Below are 20,055 nucleotides of genomic sequence, written 5' to 3' on the forward strand. Positions count from 1 at the left end.
GCATTAAAAAAATGTACGTTTCGAACCATAAATTTAGGATAAAGACATGAAATGGTATTTTAAAGTTATAGCAATGGTCGCATTGGCTGCGAGCATCGTCTCCTGTAAAAAAGACGATATGAAATACGCTGACGCAGAGGTGTCTGCTGTTGAGAACCTCTATACCCCTGCAGATGGAAAAGCTGTCAAATTATTAAGTTCCAGCTCCGCAGCGCTGTATTTTGAATGGGAGTCGGCCTTGGTGGCCGACGGTGGGGCAGCTCAATATGAAGTTGTCTTTGACAAGTCCGGCGGCGATTTTAGCAAACCTCTTTACACAGTTACGTCGGATAATAATGGAAACTCAAACGGCGCCAATATCAGTCACAAAATATTGAATCAGGTAGCAACGAAAGCGGGGATCAACCCTGGTGAGAGCGGCGATGTAATCTGGTCAGTCTATGCTATCCGTGGAATGAAACGGGTGTTGAGCAAAGCTAAGAAGGTATTGAACATCAAAACACTGGAAGGCTTTGCGGAAATCCCCGATGAATTATTTATCACTGGAGAGGCAACTGAGGGTGGGACGGATGTTGCCTCATCTTTACCTTTTAATTTGGTAGGGAACGGTGAATATGAGATCTTTACAAAATTGGAAGCCGGTAAAAAATATATTTTTACGGATCGCAAGTCTGCTGAGGGACGTGTTTTCTATTCGGAAGATCAAACCAAAATAAAAGAAGGTGAAACCGGAAGTAACAGCATTGCTAAGACCGCAGTATATCGTATTCGAATAGATTTCAATGTTGCAGCAGTTACCTACACAGAGATCAAAAACATGGGCGTTTATTTCTCGCCATCCGGAGCTGTAGTGTTGGATCTACCTTATCAAGGGAAGGGAATTTGGGCTGCAACAGGTATCATCAATTTTAAACAGGAAAGTTGGGGCCGCGACCAACGTTATAAGTTCCAAATGGAAACCGTCAAGGGAGGAAAGACTGAAACCTTACAGCTGGGAACTCAGAATGGAACGGACAGTCCTCCAAATAGTTCATCAGCTCCTTCTTATTATTTCGTTCGCATATTGCCCAATCTTTCGCAATGGGATGATAAATGGAAATTTGTAGATGCAGTAGACGGCCATCCAACAAAAATAGCGATGATTTTACAAGGCGACAAAGACTATACGCATACTGTAGTGCCAAATTAAAGGAGGAGACCCGATGAAAAAAATGATTATACTGTCATCCATATTGTTTCTACTCTTTGGATGCACCAAGATTGAGGACAGCTACCCGTATGAAGACTCCGTAGAGGAAAGCTGGACAGCTATTGCAACACAGGTTTCCGATAAGATGATCGCCGGGTTCTGGAATGAGTCCGGGTATTTTAACAATGCGATCAATCAATCCGATCTGGGATTTCAATATTGGCCCAATGCACATGCGATGGATGTTGTTATCGATGCTTATCTACGGACGAAAGATGCCAAGTATAGTGCCTATTTCGGCAAATGGTTTGAAGGTGTGAAGATCAAAAATGGCAATACCTATTATAACGTATTCTATGATGATATGGAATGGAATGCACTGACCATATTGCGCTTATATGAAATTACCAAGGATCAAAAATACCTCGACACCGTATTACTTTTATGGACAGATATTGTTGGTGCATGGGATGAGCAATATGCAGGCGGCGGATTGGCTTGGAAGAAAGATATGCGCTATAGCAAAAATGCTTGCTCGAATGGGCCAGCTAGTATTCTGGCAGCTAGATTATATCGTTTGACAAAAGATGAAAACTACCTGACCTGGGCCAAGAAGATCTACGAATGGCAAAAGGCAACCTTGTATAATCCGTCAACAGGCGCTGTTTATGATAATATTAATGGTCAGACTGGTAATGTGGATATGACGACACTTACTTATAATCAGGGAACGTTCCTTGGTACCGCAGTGGAGCTTTTTAAGGTTACGAATGACCAGCTCTATCTGGTTGATGCGCAAAAAATTAGTTATTACACGATTACACGTTGTATCGATGGCGGGAATAATATCTTGCGCGATGAAGGAAATGGCGACGGCGCATTGTTTAAAGGAATATTTATACGATATTTCGTAGACTATTTAAATCAGGAAGGAATTGATGCAGCCTACCGGAGTAAGTTCGAGAAGTTTTTGGTCAATAATGGTAAAATTGCCTGGATTAAGGGAACGAGTCGACCGACGTTGTTCTTTGGCCCATCCTGGGCGCAGCCACCTATTGGCAACAGTGAAATTACGGCCTATGCAAGTGCAGCCATGCTCTTTGAAGGATTAGCAAGCTATGAAAATAAATTAAAATAATGGAATGCAAGAAGCCTTCGTGACCCAAAAGGTTCCGAGGGCTTCTTAAAGTACATATGCTGATGAGACAAATCATTAAAATAACGACGACCGTGCTGCTATCGGGCTTATGCTATTTAACAGGCTATGGTCAACTCAATAAGGGGCAGTCTGCCGAACGTGCCCAAAGAACCCTAGCTATTATTTACGCTAAGTATGGAAATACCAAAAACCAGTTGTTGACTGAGAAATATCCATTCGACGAAACCTTTAAAGCAGACTATCTGGATAATCCCGAACAGGCAGCCGGGCAAAAGAAATATGCCTACCTATGGCCATTCTCGGGGAGCTTTTCCGCTGTAAATACATTGATGGAGCTCCCAAAGAACAAAGCGCTTTATCAAAAGATCCTTGACCAGCGCGTGCTACCAGGATTAATGGAATATAGGGATCATTCTAGGGAGCCCGTTGGTTATGCTTCCTATATCAATTCTGCTCCGGCATCAGACCGGTTTTATGATGATAACGTCTGGTTGGGTATTGACTTTACCGATAGTTATCTGCAGACAAAAAAGGTCGATTATCTCAAGCATGCGAAAGAGATCTGGGCTTTTGTAAAAAGCGGTGCGGATGACAAGCTCGGCGGCGGAATCTATTGGTGTGAACAGAAAAAGGAATCTAAAAATACCTGTTCCAATGCTCCTGCAGCAGTGTTTGCACTAAAACTGTTTGAAGCTACTCAGGAGAAAGACTATCTGAATGAAGCACAACGTCTCTATGACTGGACAAAGGCAGGACTGCAAGATCCTGCGGACAAGCTGTATTGGGATAATATTCAGCTCAATGGAAATATTGGTAAGGCCAAGTATTCCTATAATGCTGGGCAGATGTTGCAAGCAGCAGCCTTGCTTTACAAGCTTACCAAGGAAAAAAAATATCTGATTGATGCCCAAGAGCTGGCAAAAGCTTGTTTAGCGTATTTTTTTCAGACCACGGACCAAGATACTTTTCCAATGTTAAAGAATAGTAACTTATGGTTCCATGCTGTAATGATGAGGGGATATATCAGTTTATTTGAACAGGACGGAAATAGAAACTATATTGATGTTTTTGCGAAAAACCTAGACCGTGCATGGTATAAGATGAGGGATCAGGACGGACTTTTTGATGTCGACTGGACTTTGGAGAAAAAGCAAAAATCCAAGTGGCTGTTAGATCAATGCGCTTTTGTGGAGATGTATGGACGTTTGGCAAAACTAGGATATTAATTCATGTATCAATTTCCTGACGAAGATAGGGGCGACGCTACTGATGCTCAGTCGGAATTTTTGAGAAATTTTTAAAACATTCTTGCGCTGACAGTGGTTTTTTGGATAACTTAGGCAAGTTAGATTATTGTATTTATATAGGCTAGGTATTGGTTCCCTAGCCTATTTTTTTTCTTACTATTTTTGCATTGACTCATTGATGCAGAAAAATCTAGATCCCGCACAGAATTTTAATGTTTTCATGGGCTTCCCGCTGCTGGCTCAGCTGAATCTGGATCAAGTTTTTGGCCCCGATAGACAGCTTGTTTTCCTCCGCCAGCGCTTTGTCGTAAACCTCGCGGAACGCTGCCTCGCCGCGCTCACAATGCTCCAATAAATCTTGCATATTACCGCCCGATAATTTTGATTTGATCACCATCCACAGCCGAAAAAGCTCGCCGCTTAATTTTGTCCGGTCAGTCGCGTATTGGCCAGCAAGCTCAACCAGTGGACTGAGTTCGGCAATAAACTTTTCAGACTGCCCGATCATCTTTCTGAACACAGCTTCCCGGGCACCTTCGCCCTGCTCGTTGGCCAGATCAATAGCCAGCTCGTATCCTTCGATGCGGTCATTGTTGATTTTAATGAGGTCATTTAAAATATTGGGGTCGTTCTGATTACTTTTCATCTTTTCGTTATACTATTTTTAATCTTGTGTGCTGTTTAAATCTTATATGCTGTTTGTAGAGGAACAAGGAAGATTAATCATTAGTTTGTCTTTATTTCTGTTATGATAATTTGTGGCGGCTTACTGCCTGATTTTGAGCGGACTTATTTCGTGTTTCCTCGCATAGGCTATGTTGCTGACCAGACAGAAAACGTATAACGTAGACTTTATTTTCCTAAAAAACAAACGTTCTGTCCTATTTAAGAGTTTCTTTCTTAGAAAACAAGATAGATTTTGAACAATAACGATTAAAAAACACGACAGCAATGGATGTAAAAAAGGAAAAGACAAGCAAGCTACAGACCTATTGGACCATACTGAAAAATACGGTATCGGGATTTATGAATGAAGACTCCATGAAATACAGTGCTTCATTATCCTATTATACCGTTTTTTCCATTGGCCCCATTTTAGTTTTAATGATCGCACTGGCCGGAATATTTTATGGTGCCGAAGCCATTCAGGGAAAGGTTTTTACCGAACTGAACGGTTTGGTGGGTAATAGCGCCGCCAAACAGATTGAAGAGGTCATTCAGAACCTCCAGCTGTCGGGCAAATCCAATATGGCGCTGGTGATCAGTATCGTGACGCTGATTATCGGAGCAACCACGGTTTTTGGCGATATGCAAAACTCCATCAATAAAATATGGCATGTACGTCCAAAACCAAAAAAGGGTTGGTTAAAACTAATTCAGGACCGATTGCTATCGTCCTCGCTCGTTATTGGACTGGGCTTCCTGCTGGTGGTCACCTTGATCGTCAACGGTATTATTTTGGCCCTGACCGGACAGCTACAGCGCTATTTTCCGGAAATAACGGTCGTGCTGTTGAACGTCATTAATTTTGTCATTTCCTTTGTGGTTATTGTCATCCTCTTTAGCGTGATCTTTAAAACCTTGCCAGATGTCAATATCCAATGGAAGACCGTTCGTGCCGGTGCCCTGTTTACGGCTATATTATTTGTTATTGGTCGTTACCTGATCGGCATCTACCTCGAACGTTCGGCCACGCAGGATACCTACGGTGCGGCAGGCTCCTTTGTACTGATTTTGCTTTGGGTATATTATACTGCAGCGATTCTCTATTTCGGCGCGATTTTCACCCGCGAGTATGCGACGGAAATGGAAATACCGATTGAACCGTCTGAATTCGCAGTCCATGTGGAGACGCAGGAAATCGAGCGGAATGTCGATGAAATACCTCCGGCACCAATGGATTCCGAGGAAACCACCATTGATAAAACGGAGTAAGTCGCCGTGAACATTTTTTAACATTTGATAACAATTTTTTTTAAACGATTCCAGCTGCAGGCTGTTATATCTATAAAAAACGAAAGGAAAATAATATGAGCGAATTAACTTGGAAAGGTCGTTGGAACGAAATTAAAGGTAAGGTAAAACAACAATACGCAGACCTTACAGATGATGATTTACTATATGCGGAAGGCAAAGAAGATGAGTTGGTAGGTAAACTTCAAAAGAAAACAGGTAAAACACAAGATGAGGTGAATAACTGGTTGAACGGTTTGTAGAATAGTGTTTTCAGGTTAAAGGCGGATAGCAGCAATGTTATCCGCCTTTTTTTATGCCTTTTTTCTGTAAATCAGATAGCTGCCCAGGAGACACAGGTTTACGAGAACAGCAAAGCTGTTTGAATAGATAATGGGCGCCTCACTTTTCATTATGCCGTACCATACCCATAGGGCAAGTCCTATGATTAAGGTTAACAGCATAACGGGAGAAAGGTCATCCACATTCTTTTCTTTCAATACCTTGATCAGCTGTGGTAACATCGAAATGGAGGTTAGGATCCCCGCAATAATTCCCAATAAGTTTTCATTGATCATAAGAGAAATAGCTGTTTAATTGTATCATGCATTTTGCTCAAATCGACTAAAATGGATAACCGATCGCAAGATTAAACATCAAATTGTCTTTCCGCCATCTTGAACTTCCAAAGTCGATATCTTTCAGTACCCAGCGCTCACCTTCTGGTAAATAAGGAATGCGGAACGGGATGGAAAAGTCGGTACGCAGGATCAGAAAAGTGAAGTCAAAGCGTAGCCCCAGGCCACCGCCCACGGCAAGTTCCTTGAGGAAATCCTTGCTGAATTTGCCCCCGGGCTTATTCTCATCCTCACGTTGTAGCCACACATTACCGGCATCAATAAAGGCTGCCCAATGGACGGGACCAGCTATTTTGGCTCGGTACTCGGTATTCAGCTCCAGCTTGATGTCGCCCGTCTGATCGGCATAAAAAAGCCCGTTTCCGAGTCGCTCGGGTGCCACTGTACCTGGTCCGATTGCACGTGCGCCAAAGGCACGGATGCTATTCGGACCACCCACATAATATTGCTTCAGGTAGGGGAGGGAACGCGAATTGCCGTACGAGTAGCTCATCCCGATGCTTACCCGGGAAGCTAGTTGTGAATTTTCGCTGAGCTTGAAATAATGCCTGCCGTCGACACTGGCTTTGATATACTGCGAGAAGTAGGCGTCAAAAAGTTTAAAGGTCTTCCCCTTGTTAAAATCTGCACCTTTGATCAGTCCCAGAATATTGCCCGACAGGTCCAGATTGCCCTTAAAATAAAAGGTATTCTGCAGATGTTTTTTCATGGTATTCTGAAAGGTGAAATTATAATTGGGCCCAATCGTAAATTGGGGATCGATCACATGCCGCAACGCCGGAATGGTATCCATCTGCATTTTATAGCTTTCCGAAATGCCTCTCGGCTGTACATAGGTGATTTCCATCAACGCCAGATCATGCTGTTTCTCTTCGTTCTCTTGCCAGGTATAACCGTAGCTCAGCGCCATGGAATTGAGGGTATAGGCTTTCCGTCGGTTTAAAAATTCATAGCGTGCCTTGATATAGGTGTTCGGAATAAATTGGCGCGAAGGATTGATGGTGCCAAATGGCGTCAATATCCTCGGAAAGGTTAAGGTGGCCTCGGTACCGTACCGGAAATAGCTGGAGTTCAGGTCGGCATTGCCTCCCGTCTGCAGTTCGTAGCCGCCAAATACATTGATGTTGAGCTTTTCGGCTCCTTTAAAAGCATTCCGTAAGGTCCAGTTGACATTGACCTCGGTCCCGTTGTAGACGGAAGCCATCTTGCCCAGCAGCTCTACCCGGATGGATTTCTTGGGCAAGGGCGTGAGATAATAGTACACATCCAGCGCGTTGGGCACTTCCTTGCTGTCCACAAAGTTATTTTTGACAAATTTCCAGCTGTTCAGGTTCACCAAATGGCTGATCGTCCGGTTGTGGGCATCGCGGTTGTAGAGGTCGCCCTGCTTGAAAAAGATGTGGTTGGCAATAACAGGTTTGCGAAAGCTGTGTTTTGGATCGATAAAGTAATAACTGCTATCAAATGGTTCGGCATTCCGGGCCGACCGCTGGTAGCCTGCCCCGGTCTCCGTATAGTTGGGGTAGATATAAATCTTGTTGATTTTGGACGGTACCCGGGCCTGCTCAGGGGCTTCTTTTTTTACCGTGACATACAGATTCACCTTATGGTTGCCGATGGTGCTATCGACCTGCACCAGGATATAGTCTGGGCTAAAATAATAGTAGCCCTTATTTTTAAGGACATTGTCTATCCGGTCCCGTTCGTTGAGTACCACATCCAAGCTATAGTTGTTGTTTGGCCGTAGCAGGCTCTCACCGGAAGTCCCCTGAATATCGCGGCCGAGCTGGGTCGTGCTGTCCACATCAAAGGTGACCGATTTAATGCGGTAGATCAGATTGGGCTTGGCGGTATAGTCTACCGTTGCTTTTTTATTTTCAACGGTGGTATCAGAGGTTACTTCGGCATTGAAAAATCCGATATTCTCCAGTCGGTTGCGCAGCAGATTTTCATTGTACTCCCGGTTTACATCGCTCAGTAGTACAGGTTCCTCGCCAATTTTTTTGAGGAAACGTTTTATAAAGTTGCTGTTGGCGGTATCGCCGGCCATATTGTTAAAATATAGCTTGTAGGGCATGCCCAGCAACCGCTTATTGGGTTTGGGCCGCAGCGATTCGGCCAGGTAGGTCGCCAGTTTCTCCTTGTTTTTCTTCGAAATGGTATCGGATGCGATGTTCACATTTCCCTTCACATACAGGCTCTCGCCTTCGGGTAGGTTTTTGGTCGACGAACAGGCCGCAATGATGCCGCTTATTATAAATAGGCCAATCAGCCCCTGTAGTTTAATTTGCATGGTAAGCCCTTTCTTCGTCTTCATTTTTAATTGCTGTGGTTTTGATCGTGTCTAACTGTTTCGGCGTACTCTTTTTCCCTGCGCTGTTTGCTGTGCTGTCCACCTGCTGGCGGCGCTGCTGTTCTTTTTCCTGTTCTTCCATGCGTTTGCGGTATTCGGGACTATGGAGCATCAGGCTGTCGCGGATGACGGTGCGGACGCTGTCCCGATAAGCCGAATCCTGTTCCATACGCTCGACATCAAAACGTTTCCTAAACTTCTTGCTGCCTGTATTGTAATATTCCTTGAGTTTTTTGGAGCGCATAAAGATCTCCTTAAACCGGTTGTAATCCATGGTAATGATAAAACCGATACCCGTTTCAACAAACTGTCCCTGCAAAGTGACCTGATATTGGTTTTTGCGGTAGAATCGCGCAAAGTAGCGCCCATCTTGGGAAAGCTGATAATCCAGCTGTATATCACCGGCAATATTATTGGCCGCCTCACCAGGGCGTGAATTTCCCTCTACTTCAAAGTTAGATCCGATATTGACTTTCAGGCGGTCGTTGAGCAGCATTTTGGACACCCCGATGTTCAGGTCGGTACGTGTCTGGGCAGTTCCAGTGCTGTAATCGTCTGCTGAGGTCAGGTTGAAATCAAGTTCAACTCCCGTAATTAAATCGGAGGCCAGGCGGTTGAGCTGCGAACTTAAAAACGAACTGACGCTATTGCGTACCAGGGCTTCTGTACCACCGCCACCAGAAAGGCTTTCAAATGGATTGGCCGACATAAAACGCCCCAGCACTATCAGTGAAAAGACCTGTTTATTGAGGTCGGAAGGATTATCGCGTAAGGTCGTCAGGGCATTGTCTACCTTACTGATCACATCCTGCGATACGATGGCATTGTTGGCATTCAGGTCGATATCAAAATTGAGCTGTGGCTGAAACAGTTGGTCTGAAATTTTCAGCAGCACGTCGAAAGGTATCTTTTGCTTGTACAAGTTGGCGTTCTGCGTGCCAAGCTGTGGCGCTACCAGTTCTAGCGTAGGGGCTTTTAAGGTATATACTGCCGTAATATTCAACTGCGCGTCCAATGGATCGCCATTCCAGGTAATTGTACTTCCTTTCTGAAATTTGAAGTCTCTGCTGACGGGACCAAAGCTGAACGAATAACTTCCCCTCTCCACGGTAAAAGTGCCCGACATGGTTATTTTACCGCTGGCATCTACGCCGGCATTTAATTCGGCCTCGCCCTGAATGTTTAGGGCATCCTGCGAGCCTGCATCAAGCAGAATCTTAAACTTAGCATCCTTATCGGTCTGCAGGTTCAGGTCGACATCTATGCCCGTCAGTTTGGTGACGGTCATGGAATCTAATCGGGCAAGGGCATTTGCGGTGGCCGTATCGCGTTTGTCTACAAATTCGACTACACCCTTCCGATCGGCCATACCGGGATCATTGTTGGGCATTACCATGGTAAAATCGGTACTGTCAAGTACTTTGAGGGTACCGTCCACAACAGGTTTGTCTAGATTTCCACCGATCTGCAGATCGGTACCCAGAAACATTTTTCCATAAAATAGATCGTTGTCTGCTTGAGTGGAATTTAGGACTTCAAAATTGTCCATGGCGATGCCGAGGTCAAATTCAAAATCGGTGTAGGTCTGTGTCTTGATAGAACCGCTGACCTGGGCAAAATTGCCTTTGCTGTCTTCGAGTTCAAATTTGGGAAACGAAATACCATTTTGGTCAAAACGGATCTGTTCATCTTTTGCTTTGAACAGGGCATTGAGCATGGCTACATTAAATTCTGCTTCCCTGAAATTGAGGTCACCTCTGATCTGTGGTTTCGAAGGCGATCCATTTATTTTTAGCTGACCCTCCAGGTTACCCTTTGCGTCTTTGAGGTTGCCCATGCTGAATGCCTGTACGGTCTTCATTGTCAGTGGCGCAATATCCAGGGTGAAGTCAAGCGCTGCATCGCCTTGCGGTGGATTGATAAAGTCTCCGCTCAGGACGAGGTTATTTCCGTTTTCGGTAATGCTTACGTTGGCATTGTAGGTGTTTTCGCGTTCATTATTAACTTTGATATTGATATTGCCCACGGTATCTTTTCCGAAGTAAAACTTGTCGACGACAAGATCGGCAACAAAAACAGGACTGCTTTCCAAGCGGGAGAGCGTGGTTTGTCCGTTGATGCCGCCGCCGACATCCAGGCTGTCACTCATGACCATCTTGCTCAGTGTCTCGATACGGAAATTTTTAAACGCCACATCAAGCGGTGAGTTCAGGATGCTGTCCTTGGAAGCGATGCGCAGTTCCTGTCCCTTGTTGCTGAGGACAAAATTGTTCGCCAGCAGTCCTGCGCTGCCAAATTTTAAGGTGTTGTTGGGCGCCACATCCCACTTATCGTAGTTGAGCATGAGGCCGTCCTGCAGCAGGCTGAATTCAAATAGGCCATTTTTGGCCTCCATGTTGGCCCCCAGGTGGTACTGTTCTTTATCCTGCTTATCTTTGATCCAAAGCCCCATGTTGACGATGTTCTGAGCAACCTTACCACTGAAAACCGTATTGGTCAGCTCAATGCTGCTCATTTTAACTTTGTTGATTAAGGCCGAATAATAGAGGGCACTATCCAGACTGTTGATATCCAGGGTTACATTGTCAATCGCCGTACCCGCATACACAATGCGTGGGGCATCCAGTTTGGCCGAGAGGTTTTTGGATGTACTGTTAAAGAGACCGTCCAGGGTAATGGCTTTCATTTCTGTCAGCTGTGGCAGAAAATCTTGAATCAGTCTATTGCGGCTCAGCTGTGCCGAAAATTCGAGGATCTGCGGTGAGTAGGCCGGAATCTTGACCGGCTTTTCGGGTTTGTAATAAACCTGAAGCAAATCTTGGACGGCACTTTGCAGCTCCAGAATTTTGTATTTGCCGACCAGGTGGGCATTCAGAAAATCAGAACGCAGCACCAGCTGATTGCGGCTGGTATCGGCCTTGGCCAAGAGTGAAACAGTATCCAGTGCGTAACGATCGGAGTTATATCGTATCAACGAATTGGTAATATGCGCTTCACCATTCAAAAAGTTCGGATCTGCCGTGCTGAAGTTACCGCTCAGTTTGCCCCGGTAGCTAAGCGCATCCTGCATCAGGTGTAACTTTTGCAAGTTGATGCTGTCGACCAGCAGTTCGAATGCTACCTTGGGATAAGTCGATTTCATATTGGCGCTGGCATTCAGCTTAAGTTTGATATTCGGATCGGGACTTAGAATGGATGCCTTCATCGCACCCTTATCGGCCGATATATCCATGTCGATATCATGGTAGCGGTAGCCCATCGCATCCAGCCGGTTCACTTTACCGTCAAAATTGGCCATCAGTTTTTTAGGATCGGTACCCTTGCCTTTGATTTTTCCTTCGAAAGAAAGGATGCCCAGGGTACTGTCCATTTTCATGATTTGACCGATATTGAGGTCACGAACGTTGACTGCCGCATCGTATAGGGTATCGCGCTTGGTCATTTGGACCGTTCCATCGACTTTGGCAGTGCCTTTTTCGGTCACCAATGCGAGGTTGGTCTTGAAGGCAGTCATTCCACCTTTAAAAGTTCCGCTCAGACCGATGGTATTGGGTAATTCGATTCCGGCAGGCAGCATCGATTTGGAAACGAGTTTTTCGATATCCGAACGGCCTGTCGTCAGTTTTTTCAGGTTGAGGTCTACCGACAATTTATTCATATCGGGTAGTCCTTTCAGATGCAGGCTGGCAATCAATCGGGTATTGGAAAGTGTCCTGAAGTCGATATTCGGAATATGCAGATCATCGACACGGCCGGTCACGCGGGTGTCGATATAAAATTTTTTGTCGAGCAGGGGCTTCATCACCTGCATGGTGTCCAGAAAGGGTGCGAGAAATCGGATATCGCGCATATCAATATAGCTTTTTGTGATGTTGGCATTGACCGTGATCAATTCTGGTCTTTTGGCGATGATATCCAGGGAAGGATAACTTAGCTTAACATAATCGCGAATCAGGGTGCGAGGAGTTTCCGCATAGAGATTTTTGATTTCGGCACCGGTATTGGTATACTTAAAATCGGCCTTTAATTGCTTGATGACAAAGCCGGAGTGGTCGGCTGCCACGAGTTCTTTCAAGGATCCGCTCATGGAGTCGGCGCTGTAGTACAGATCGGTTAACCTGGTTTTTAGACCGGGCATGTGGATATTAAAATAATCGAAGCCTTTGATGCGCGGCTGATTGTCGTCTTTAAAACGGATACTGGTATTGTTGATGATGATGTCTTTTGCGGAAACTACCCAATTCATCGTTGTGGCCGCACCGGAAGCTGTTTTTGCAGTGCCGTTCTTTTCTGCCTGGGCGTCTGATTTCCCAGTTTTTGCTTCCTTGTTTTTTGCGTTGGTTGTTGCCGCGTCTGCTTTCGTTGCGTTGGTTTTTGTCACCTTGGCAGTAGCCTGTTGAATTTTTCCGAGCAGGACATTGTTGTCCGAGCCGTCGAGATCGAGCTTTTGGATGTCGACAACTTGTTTGTTCAGATCGATCTGATTGATGTCGGCATGGAATCTTTTTAGGACAAATTGCGACTTCAGTGCACTGGACTGGTCCTCGTAGCGGACCAAAATATTATTGAGGTCGGCCACCTGTATACCCACGTCAGGAAGGAGGGAAGTTGTCTGTGCCGTTTTATCGGTGATACCAAAATCTTCTACCGATGGGCCTGCGCCTGCTGCGGCGGGCTTCCACTGCTTGACCGTTGCATTTAGTCCGTCGATATTGATTTTAGGTAGCTCAAAGGCCATGTTTTTGGTCAGGTCAAATTTCTTTATGTTGGTATTTAAACGACCGAGATAGACGTCGGCACTGGTACCAATCACAGCATCGGCATAAACCACATGTATTTTTTCAAACTGTATTTTATCGAGGTTAAACAGCAGGGCAGAAGTGGTGTCAGCAGTAGGTTCACTTTCTTTTTCAGAAACAAAGGCCTTAACGATATAATCAAAGTTGAAGGCGCTGTCGGGAAGAGTACGTCGTATTTTGGCGGTAATTCCGCGGGCTTCCAGGCTTTGGATCTCTACCGTATTTTTCAAAAGCTTGAGCATATTGATATCGACGGCAATGCTTTTTCCCGCAACCAGGGTATCCTTACTTTGGTCTTCGAGGTAGATGTTTTCGAGGACCAATTTTTTGGGGAAATCAATATTAATGTAGCCAATGCTAACGGGTGTGCCGATCTTGCCTTCGACATAATGCGTTACTTTTCCGGCGATATAATTCTGTATACTGGGCAGGCGCAATAAAAAAAGGATCAGCATAAAAAGCGCAATGATGCCGCCAATAATCCACAGTATTGTTTTTAAAGCAATTCGTGTAAATCTGTTCAAGGTGTTGTTGATTTAAGTTTACAGATATAACAACACAGAACTGCAAATGGTTTGGATATCGTGAATTGATATCTCTGCCGATGTATGTTTAGCTTACCATAACAACCAAGTTAGAATCGCTAGAAAGCCGCCACGGATGAGTAATTCCTGTGTGAGCTCCTCGCGGTCCAGTTTATACCAGCTATATTTTTCATAATACTTTCGGATTATCTGTCTATTCTTTTGGTTGACGATTTTATATGTTGCTTTCATAAGCGATTTGTATTGATTTTCTACAAATCATGCAATTTTAATGCAGTTTTTATGGCGGAAAAGGGATTTCAGTAGTAATTTGGTACGATAGGTTATAAAATACTGACGGTTTGGGTATTTACACGATTAAATTCAAGAAATACGGCATTTAGGGTTTGTCTATGCACGCTATAGTTGCAGTTATTTATAAATAAGCGGCTTAAATAACGCATATTATCTAAGCCGCTCAAAGTAGTTGTACGTGATTATACTAAAGTTCACTATTGTTGTCGAGTGTACCCGGCTCGTGCCCCGTCCCTTGCTCATGTCGTGCAGCCACTCTACGGGTGCGCTGCGTCTGATCTGTCGGAAGACTTTCGGTTCTTTTCCCGCCGCTATAGAACGTATCTTCGCTAAAGTGATAATGATCGTAGAATGCAGTCGGGTCATAGCTGTTAGAGCTTACGACGAAACCTACATCGCCAGTGCCTTCAAATACATGACGTGTAATTAACTCTGTTTCGGGCGTGACTTTATCCTGTTGGTAAGCAGGCAGTCGAATTAACTGATCTTCACTGACGGATATGACCACTACTTCGCCATCGTCGGCAGGATTATACAGATAATCTGTTGCTGGTTCTTCCGTCGGAATTTCGTCTACCGTAAGGATCACGCTAGGATCGATGGGCTCGACAGGTGGAACCAGCGTGGTTTCCTCATTGCTGGCCTGAATTTGTGTACCGTCATAAAGCGATGCTAATCCAATGGGGGCCAATACTTTCTTGTCTTCGTCAATAACAAAATCGGCGTCATGGAGATCAACGATGATATAACGGACTTGTAGGCTTTCAGGATCAAAGAGTAGATCATCCACCTTGCCGATCAATTGACCAGCTTCATTTTTCACTTTCCAGCCTCGGATATCTGGTTCGCCGTCGACAATTTCATAATCGCTTCCACCGAGTTCAATCAAATGATTATAGTTGTTTTCTTCTATTGCCATGTCTTTAATTTTATTGGTTATCAATTTTTATTTATTCCGAAAAACGACAATCTCCACATTGCGGTTCTGATTTCTGCCACTTGCAGTTTCATTGTTGGCGACTGGCGCTTTTTCACCACGAGAATGTATACTGATTTTTTCCTGAGCAATGTTGCCACGCTTGACGAGCCAGTCTTTGACAGCGGTTGCTCTTTCTACACCAAGCTGCTTATTGTGGGAAACTGTACCTGTGCTATCCGTATTGCCGAAAACGCCAACATAGGCTCCTTTAAAATTTTTATTTAAAGCTGCTGAAATCTGGTTGAGCTTCGCTTCAGCTGTACTTTCTAAGGTATTTTTATCGGTTGCGAACAAGATGTTTTCCCCTAACGAATAGATGGTATAAGCATCGCTCGAACGTACACGGATATCCTTATCCGTAATGTTTGGATCGGAAGATTCAGCACTGTTGAAATCAATTGAATTCCATTCTGGAACGGTGGTCGCAAGTGTATCTCCTTGTGGCGCGCTTGAATTAACGGTCGTATCGGAGCTGGTTTCATTTAACCTAGCGCCACTGTTAGAACGATTGATGAAATAGAGGACCAATCCCAATGCGATCAGTGAAAGAAGGAGCCATAACCACCAAGGTGCTCCATTTTTAGGTTTTACTTCTAAATGTGCCATATATACTTTTTTCAAACAGAACAACATTTATTGAGCTTCGTTTGAAAAAGTTTTGTTTAGGAAGGATTGCTGGTTAAATCATACCGCCTGGAAAACGTACAAAAGTCAGAATCGTACCTTCAGCGTACATGACCTGTTCCGGATCTTTGGGCTTTTAAAAATCTTTGCCGATAATTTCATAGTTTTACAGGCATGGGGTTTTATCGCTATTGTTTATATTTTATTTTGTTACTGCTCACTTCATGTGCAGCAGATACAAAACAGGCAAATTTTGCTACTGTTACAGAATGCTATTTCCGCTTGAGAAGATTGATTGGATAAGTGCTATTCCATTTGAAATAATTAAGTTTGTGGTATAGCGCTTATAAAAAATGCAATCTCTTTATTTCTATTGGTTACTTGTTTGTTCTTTCGTGGGTACGCCTGTTTTCGGGCAATCGCTGGATTATCCCTCTTTTCGCAATATTTCCTTGGGAACGAATGCAAATACAGTCCACTCTTTTGCACAGGATAGCTTGGGGATGCTTTGGCTGGGAAGTAACAATGGGTTATTTAATTATGATGGCTATGCGCTGCAGCCGCTCACGGGGACCAAATCTTCTTTTCAGACTTTCGTTTACTGCATTGCACTGATCGATAATAAACATTTCGCATTGGGGACAGGGCAGGGTGTGCTGCTCTATAACTATCAGTTCGACCGATTCGAATCTTTTCCGGCAGGGGGACCTGGAGATGTCAGGTCTTTGCTCCTTGTTGGCGATACCTTGTGGATAGGTTCAATAAGTGGTTTGTATTGCTATAATACCAAGACACGTAAACTTATTGATTATCATAATTCATTCCCAAAGAATAAATCAAAATCCGCCGTGTATGCACTGGAAAAGGTGGGCGATAGAATCTTAATCGGTACGTATAATGGACTTTTTGAATTAAATCCAGCGAGAAAAGATATTGCGCCTCTACCGCTCCCAGATTATAGGCCGGGGAGTAATCAATTTGTGAATTCTATATTTTCTATTCCGGAATCGGCAAGTACCTATGTTGGAACAGAATACGGCCTGTATCGCTATAATACGAAGAACCATACGCTTCAGAAAACTCCGGTATTACAAAATCATCCCATCAAAGCGATGGCTTCCAAAGATTCCAATACCTTGCTTGTCGGTACGGATGATGGTCTTTTTACGTATCAGCTGGATCAGCAGCTGGTCAAACGGATCAAACATGATTCCCGGAATAGAAACTCGCTGGCCAATAACATCGTGTGGAGTATCTTTAAGGATCGGTCGGAAAATATCTGGCTGGGTACCGACCTGGGATTTTCCTTATGGTCCAACCGCAAGGTGGAAAAAATACTGCCGATCTATCAATTGACAGCGAGCAGCGACGGCAACCGTTTTTATAAAATTAACAGGGATCGCAATGGCTGGTATTGGCTGGGAGGCGATAATGGTTTGATCCGTGTACGTGGGCTGGACGACAAAAATACGGAAAGCAACTGGTACCGTATGGATGCCAAGACCTATCGTCTGGCACACAACCGTATCCGGGATATATTTGAGGATCATACGGGATTGGTGTGGATAGCCTCCGACGGTGGCGTCAATGTGTTTGATGCGCATACGAAACAGTTTAAAACCTTTACAATCGTCGATGCCAGTGGAAGACGAAATGCGAAATGGTCGTACGACATCTTGCAAGATGGACAGGATAATTTCTGGGTGGCCTCCTATATGGGGGGATATTTGTTGTCAACCGAAGCCGTTTATTGGAGGCGACGGGCCCGGTCATAGCAAACCGTAATTTCAGTAAAGCTGACGGTCTTCTGGAAGATTTTGCCAATCAGATCGTTGACAATGGAAGGGGGAAGATCTTGGCGCTGTTCTATAATAAGGGGATCAGTAGCATTGATGTGGCCACAGGGAAAATAACGGAGCTTAAAGACAGCGCTGGGCATGCATTGGATCAGGCGACCTTTATGCTGAAGGATGGGCAGCATACGGTGTGGGTAGGGGAACATGGCGAATTGAGGCGAATTGCTCCGGACGGGAAAAATACATTGCTTCGTTTTGATCCTGTTGGTAAAGGAGAAGTAACTGCCATGGCCGAGGTCAAAGAAAGCATCTGGCTGGCAACGAGTACTGGAGTATGGCAGGTTAATAAGCAGAGTTTAAAAACTGAATTATTAAGATACGGACAAAGGATATCCTCGATGTACTACGATGCCGAGCGGGAACAAGTGGTGCTGGGAGGAATTGATGAGGTGGTCCTGTTGCCCGCGCAAAATGAGCTAGCGGATCTGGATGGTTCCAAAAAGATTGTGCTCACCGCAATGTATGTCAATAATGAACGTTTCGGTAATTACGACTATGGCTTGCGGTATAAGAACGAGATCGCTTTGGCGCATGATCAGAATAACCTCCGGCTTGAATTTTCCGATTTGGATTATGGGAATCATTTGGGCTATCGCCTAGCTTATGCTTTTAAAGGAAAAAATGAAACCTGGATTCCGATGGAACGGGGTGATAACAAAGTGCTTCTGTCCAACTTAAGTTCGGGTAACTACGACCTTCAGTTGGCTAAAGTGGATGTCGCCGGTCATGTTGTGTCGGAGATTTATACCTACCATATTCAGATCCGTTATCCATGGTATGCAAGCTATTGGGCCAAAGCTGCTTACGCCCTCATTGTTGTTTTCCTGCTATTTTGGGTCGTCAATTTTTTCAGGGTTCGTAGTACACTAAAATGGGAAAGGCGCGAACGGAGAAAGGTACTTGAGCTCACAAAGATGAAAATGGACTTCCTGACAGCTGTGTCGCATGAGCTGAAAACCCCTTTAAGCCTGATTTTGGCTCCTGTCAGCCAAATGATGCGGCAGACAAAGAACAGTGACAAAAAGAAGCAGTTGGATGGTGTTCATCGAAATGCCTTAAAAATAAGCCATCTCATCCAGGAATTGATGACTTTTGATCAGGTCGAGCAGCAACAGACGCCCTTACAGGGCCTGCTTACCTCTCAGGTGGATCTGGTCGCCTATAGCAGACAAATTATAGCTGACTGGCAGCAGATACCTGAGTACAGTACCGTCCATATTGGCTTTGTTACCGATGTAGAGAGCTTTTTTATACAGACCGATGTAGCCAAACTGGGATCGATTCTCAACAACCTCATCGCTAATGCCTGTAAGTATAATCGTCCGGAGGGTGGCGTGGAACTGCGGCTGAAAGTAATTGGTCCAGATGTCAAGCTTGTCGTTCGGGATACGGGAATTGGTATAGCACCTGAAGACCTACCTTATGTATTTAGCAAATTCTATCGTTCTTCCCTGAAAGAAGTGAGTGCTGTACAGGGCACGGGCGTTGGTCTGTACCTTGTCAAAAGTTATTGTGAACAGTTGGGCTGGACCGTTGATATAGCGAGCGATCAAAATGGCACAGCCGTAACGCTTAGTTGGAAACATGACCATGTAAACGATGAGGATGCGACCGATAGCATACCGGTAGGGGCTAAACGAAAGCTACTGATCGTCGAAGATAATGCCGAACTCGCTGATTTTTTACGAAATGCCATGCAGCCACATTACGATTGCCGCATTGTGAGTGATGGTAGCGAGGGCTTACGCTTGATCGACGGACATAGTTTTGTGCCCGACATTATTCTCACGGATGCCATGATGCCCAATATGGGGGGGATTGAAATGGTGAAAAAACTACGACAAAATATCGTGACGGCAACTATTCCGATTATTTTGCTTACCGCACAAAACGATAAGCTGATCAGACGCGAGTGGGTTGCCGTCGGCATAGATGCTTATATGGCGAAACCTTTTGATCTGGACTTGCTCCAGATACAGCTATTGCAGCTCTTGGATAGGAAAGATAAGATTGTCGCTCAGTTGCGTATCGACGAAATCAGTAAACCCACAGAAGCAATAGCTGTACATTCACCAGATGAAAAATTTCTGACCAATGTGACACGGCTGATCGAAGAAAATTTAGACGATTCGGAATTTTCGGTGCAGCGGCTCAGTGAGCTGACGGATGTCGCCGCCAGACAACTCCATCGTAAAATTAAGCAACTAACAGGCTATACACCGGTGGAGTATATACGCAGCATTCGTATCAAAAAAGCAGCGCTGTTATTACAGCAAAAAAAGTTTACCGTTTCCGAGGTGATGTATATGGTCGGATTCTCCAATGCTTCTTATTTTTCAAAATGCTTTCAATCGGAATTTGGGATGTCACCAAAGGTGTATATGGAAGGTTATTTGTAAGTGGTTGATTGTTAGTATTG

The 20,055-nt window shown here is 44.5% G+C and carries 14 protein-coding genes; 7 read left to right on the forward strand and 7 right to left on the reverse strand.

The features are described 5' to 3' along the window. Positions 1–46: 46 nt before the first annotated feature. The 3 genes from DTA23_RS21530 to DTA23_RS21540 all read left to right on the forward strand — a co-directional run bounded on the left by DTA23_RS21530 (position 47) and on the right by DTA23_RS21540 (position 3,574). On the forward strand, positions 47–1,189 hold the full coding sequence (locus DTA23_RS21530) for a SusE domain-containing protein (protein WP_112375989.1): 1,143 nt from the start codon (positions 47–49) through the stop codon (positions 1,187–1,189). 13 nt (positions 1,190–1,202) lie between these two features. Beyond that, positions 1,203–2,327 carry a glycoside hydrolase family 76 protein gene (locus DTA23_RS21535; protein ID WP_112375990.1) on the forward strand — a complete coding sequence of 375 codons (1,125 nt, stop codon included), beginning with the start codon at positions 1,203–1,205 and terminating at the stop codon, positions 2,325–2,327. Positions 2,328–2,389: 62 nt separating this feature from the next. Then, on the forward strand, positions 2,390–3,574 hold the full coding sequence (locus DTA23_RS21540) for a glycoside hydrolase family 76 protein (RefSeq protein WP_112376547.1): 1,185 nt from the start codon (positions 2,390–2,392) through the stop codon (positions 3,572–3,574). Between the two features lie 211 nt (positions 3,575–3,785). On the opposite strand, the gene DTA23_RS21545 is transcribed toward DTA23_RS21540, so the two are convergent. Further along, positions 3,786–4,241 (reverse strand): PA2169 family four-helix-bundle protein, encoded by a 456-nt coding sequence (locus tag DTA23_RS21545; protein WP_088162370.1) that lies wholly within the window; start codon positions 4,239–4,241, stop codon positions 3,786–3,788. A 305-nt stretch (positions 4,242–4,546) separates the two neighbouring features. Here DTA23_RS21545 and DTA23_RS21550 point away from each other — a divergent pair, with 305 nt between their 5' ends. Then, entirely contained in the window at positions 4,547–5,530 is a 984-nt protein-coding gene (locus DTA23_RS21550; RefSeq protein WP_112375991.1) for a YihY/virulence factor BrkB family protein, read from the forward strand. Positions 5,531–5,625: 95 nt separating this feature from the next. Beyond that, on the forward strand, positions 5,626–5,811 hold the full coding sequence (locus DTA23_RS21555) for a CsbD family protein (protein WP_108635218.1): 186 nt from the start codon (positions 5,626–5,628) through the stop codon (positions 5,809–5,811). A 51-nt stretch (positions 5,812–5,862) separates the two neighbouring features. Here the strand turns inward: DTA23_RS21555 and DTA23_RS21560 are convergent, their stop codons facing one another. The 6 genes from DTA23_RS21560 to DTA23_RS21580 form a co-directional block, all read right to left on the reverse strand. Next, positions 5,863–6,126, reverse strand: a complete 264-nt coding sequence (locus DTA23_RS21560; protein ID WP_204991011.1) for a SemiSWEET transporter — start codon at positions 6,124–6,126, stop codon at positions 5,863–5,865. A 46-nt stretch (positions 6,127–6,172) separates the two neighbouring features. Beyond that, positions 6,173–8,503 carry a translocation and assembly module lipoprotein TamL gene (tamL, locus tag DTA23_RS21565; RefSeq protein ID WP_112375992.1) on the reverse strand — a complete coding sequence of 777 codons (2,331 nt, stop codon included), beginning with the start codon at positions 8,501–8,503 and terminating at the stop codon, positions 6,173–6,175. Further along, the gene (locus DTA23_RS21570) at positions 8,469–13,862 is read right to left on the reverse strand and encodes a translocation/assembly module TamB domain-containing protein (protein ID WP_112375993.1); all 5,394 of its coding nucleotides are present in this window, start codon (positions 13,860–13,862) and stop codon (positions 8,469–8,471) included. The genes tamL and DTA23_RS21570 overlap by 35 nt, the downstream gene beginning before the upstream one ends. 93 nt (positions 13,863–13,955) lie before the next feature. After that, entirely contained in the window at positions 13,956–14,114 is a 159-nt protein-coding gene (locus tag DTA23_RS27255) for a hypothetical protein (protein WP_172462486.1), read from the reverse strand. A gap of 250 nt (positions 14,115–14,364) precedes the next feature. Continuing rightward, a complete protein-coding gene (locus DTA23_RS21575) occupies positions 14,365–15,096 on the reverse strand; it encodes a PRC-barrel domain-containing protein (RefSeq protein ID WP_112375994.1) in 732 nt (243 codons plus the stop codon). Positions 15,097–15,123: 27 nt separating this feature from the next. Further along, positions 15,124–15,762 carry an OmpA family protein gene (locus tag DTA23_RS21580; protein ID WP_112376551.1) on the reverse strand — a complete coding sequence of 213 codons (639 nt, stop codon included), beginning with the start codon at positions 15,760–15,762 and terminating at the stop codon, positions 15,124–15,126. Between the two features lie 371 nt (positions 15,763–16,133). Between DTA23_RS21580 and DTA23_RS21585 the strand changes: the two genes are divergently transcribed. Together DTA23_RS21585 and DTA23_RS21590 are read left to right on the forward strand one after the other, a co-directional pair. Next, a complete protein-coding gene (locus DTA23_RS21585; protein WP_112375995.1) occupies positions 16,134–17,555 on the forward strand; it encodes a ligand-binding sensor domain-containing protein in 1,422 nt (473 codons plus the stop codon). After that, positions 17,531–20,035, forward strand: coding sequence for a hybrid sensor histidine kinase/response regulator transcription factor (locus DTA23_RS21590; protein ID WP_112375996.1), 2,505 nt, complete (start codon positions 17,531–17,533; stop codon positions 20,033–20,035). Before DTA23_RS21585 ends, DTA23_RS21590 begins: the two co-directional genes overlap by 25 nt. Positions 20,036–20,055 lie beyond the last annotated feature (20 nt).

The sequence above is a fragment of the Sphingobacterium multivorum genome, from assembly GCF_900457465.1.
Taxonomy (GTDB): Bacteria; Bacteroidota; Bacteroidia; order Sphingobacteriales; family Sphingobacteriaceae; genus Sphingobacterium; species Sphingobacterium multivorum.

Coding starts and splice junctions, on each gene's coding strand:
- DTA23_RS21530 (WP_112375989.1), top strand. CDS start 47: ATGAAATGGTATTTTAAAGTTATAGCAATGGTCGCATTGGCTGCGAGC.
- DTA23_RS21535 (WP_112375990.1), top strand. CDS start 1,203: ATGAAAAAAATGATTATACTGTCATCCATATTGTTTCTACTCTTTGGA.
- DTA23_RS21540 (WP_112376547.1), top strand. CDS start 2,390: ATGAGACAAATCATTAAAATAACGACGACCGTGCTGCTATCGGGCTTA.
- DTA23_RS21545 (WP_088162370.1), bottom strand. CDS start 4,241: ATGAAAAGTAATCAGAACGACCCCAATATTTTAAATGACCTCATTAAA.
- DTA23_RS21550 (WP_112375991.1), top strand. CDS start 4,547: ATGGATGTAAAAAAGGAAAAGACAAGCAAGCTACAGACCTATTGGACC.
- DTA23_RS21555 (WP_108635218.1), top strand. CDS start 5,626: ATGAGCGAATTAACTTGGAAAGGTCGTTGGAACGAAATTAAAGGTAAG.
- DTA23_RS21560 (WP_204991011.1), bottom strand. CDS start 6,126: ATGATCAATGAAAACTTATTGGGAATTATTGCGGGGATCCTAACCTCC.
- tamL (WP_112375992.1), bottom strand. CDS start 8,503: ATGAAGACGAAGAAAGGGCTTACCATGCAAATTAAACTACAGGGGCTG.
- DTA23_RS27255 (WP_172462486.1), bottom strand. CDS start 14,114: ATGAAAGCAACATATAAAATCGTCAACCAAAAGAATAGACAGATAATC.
- DTA23_RS21575 (WP_112375994.1), bottom strand. CDS start 15,096: ATGGCAATAGAAGAAAACAACTATAATCATTTGATTGAACTCGGTGGA.
- DTA23_RS21580 (WP_112376551.1), bottom strand. CDS start 15,762: ATGGCACATTTAGAAGTAAAACCTAAAAATGGAGCACCTTGGTGGTTA.
- DTA23_RS21585 (WP_112375995.1), top strand. CDS start 16,134: ATGCAATCTCTTTATTTCTATTGGTTACTTGTTTGTTCTTTCGTGGGT.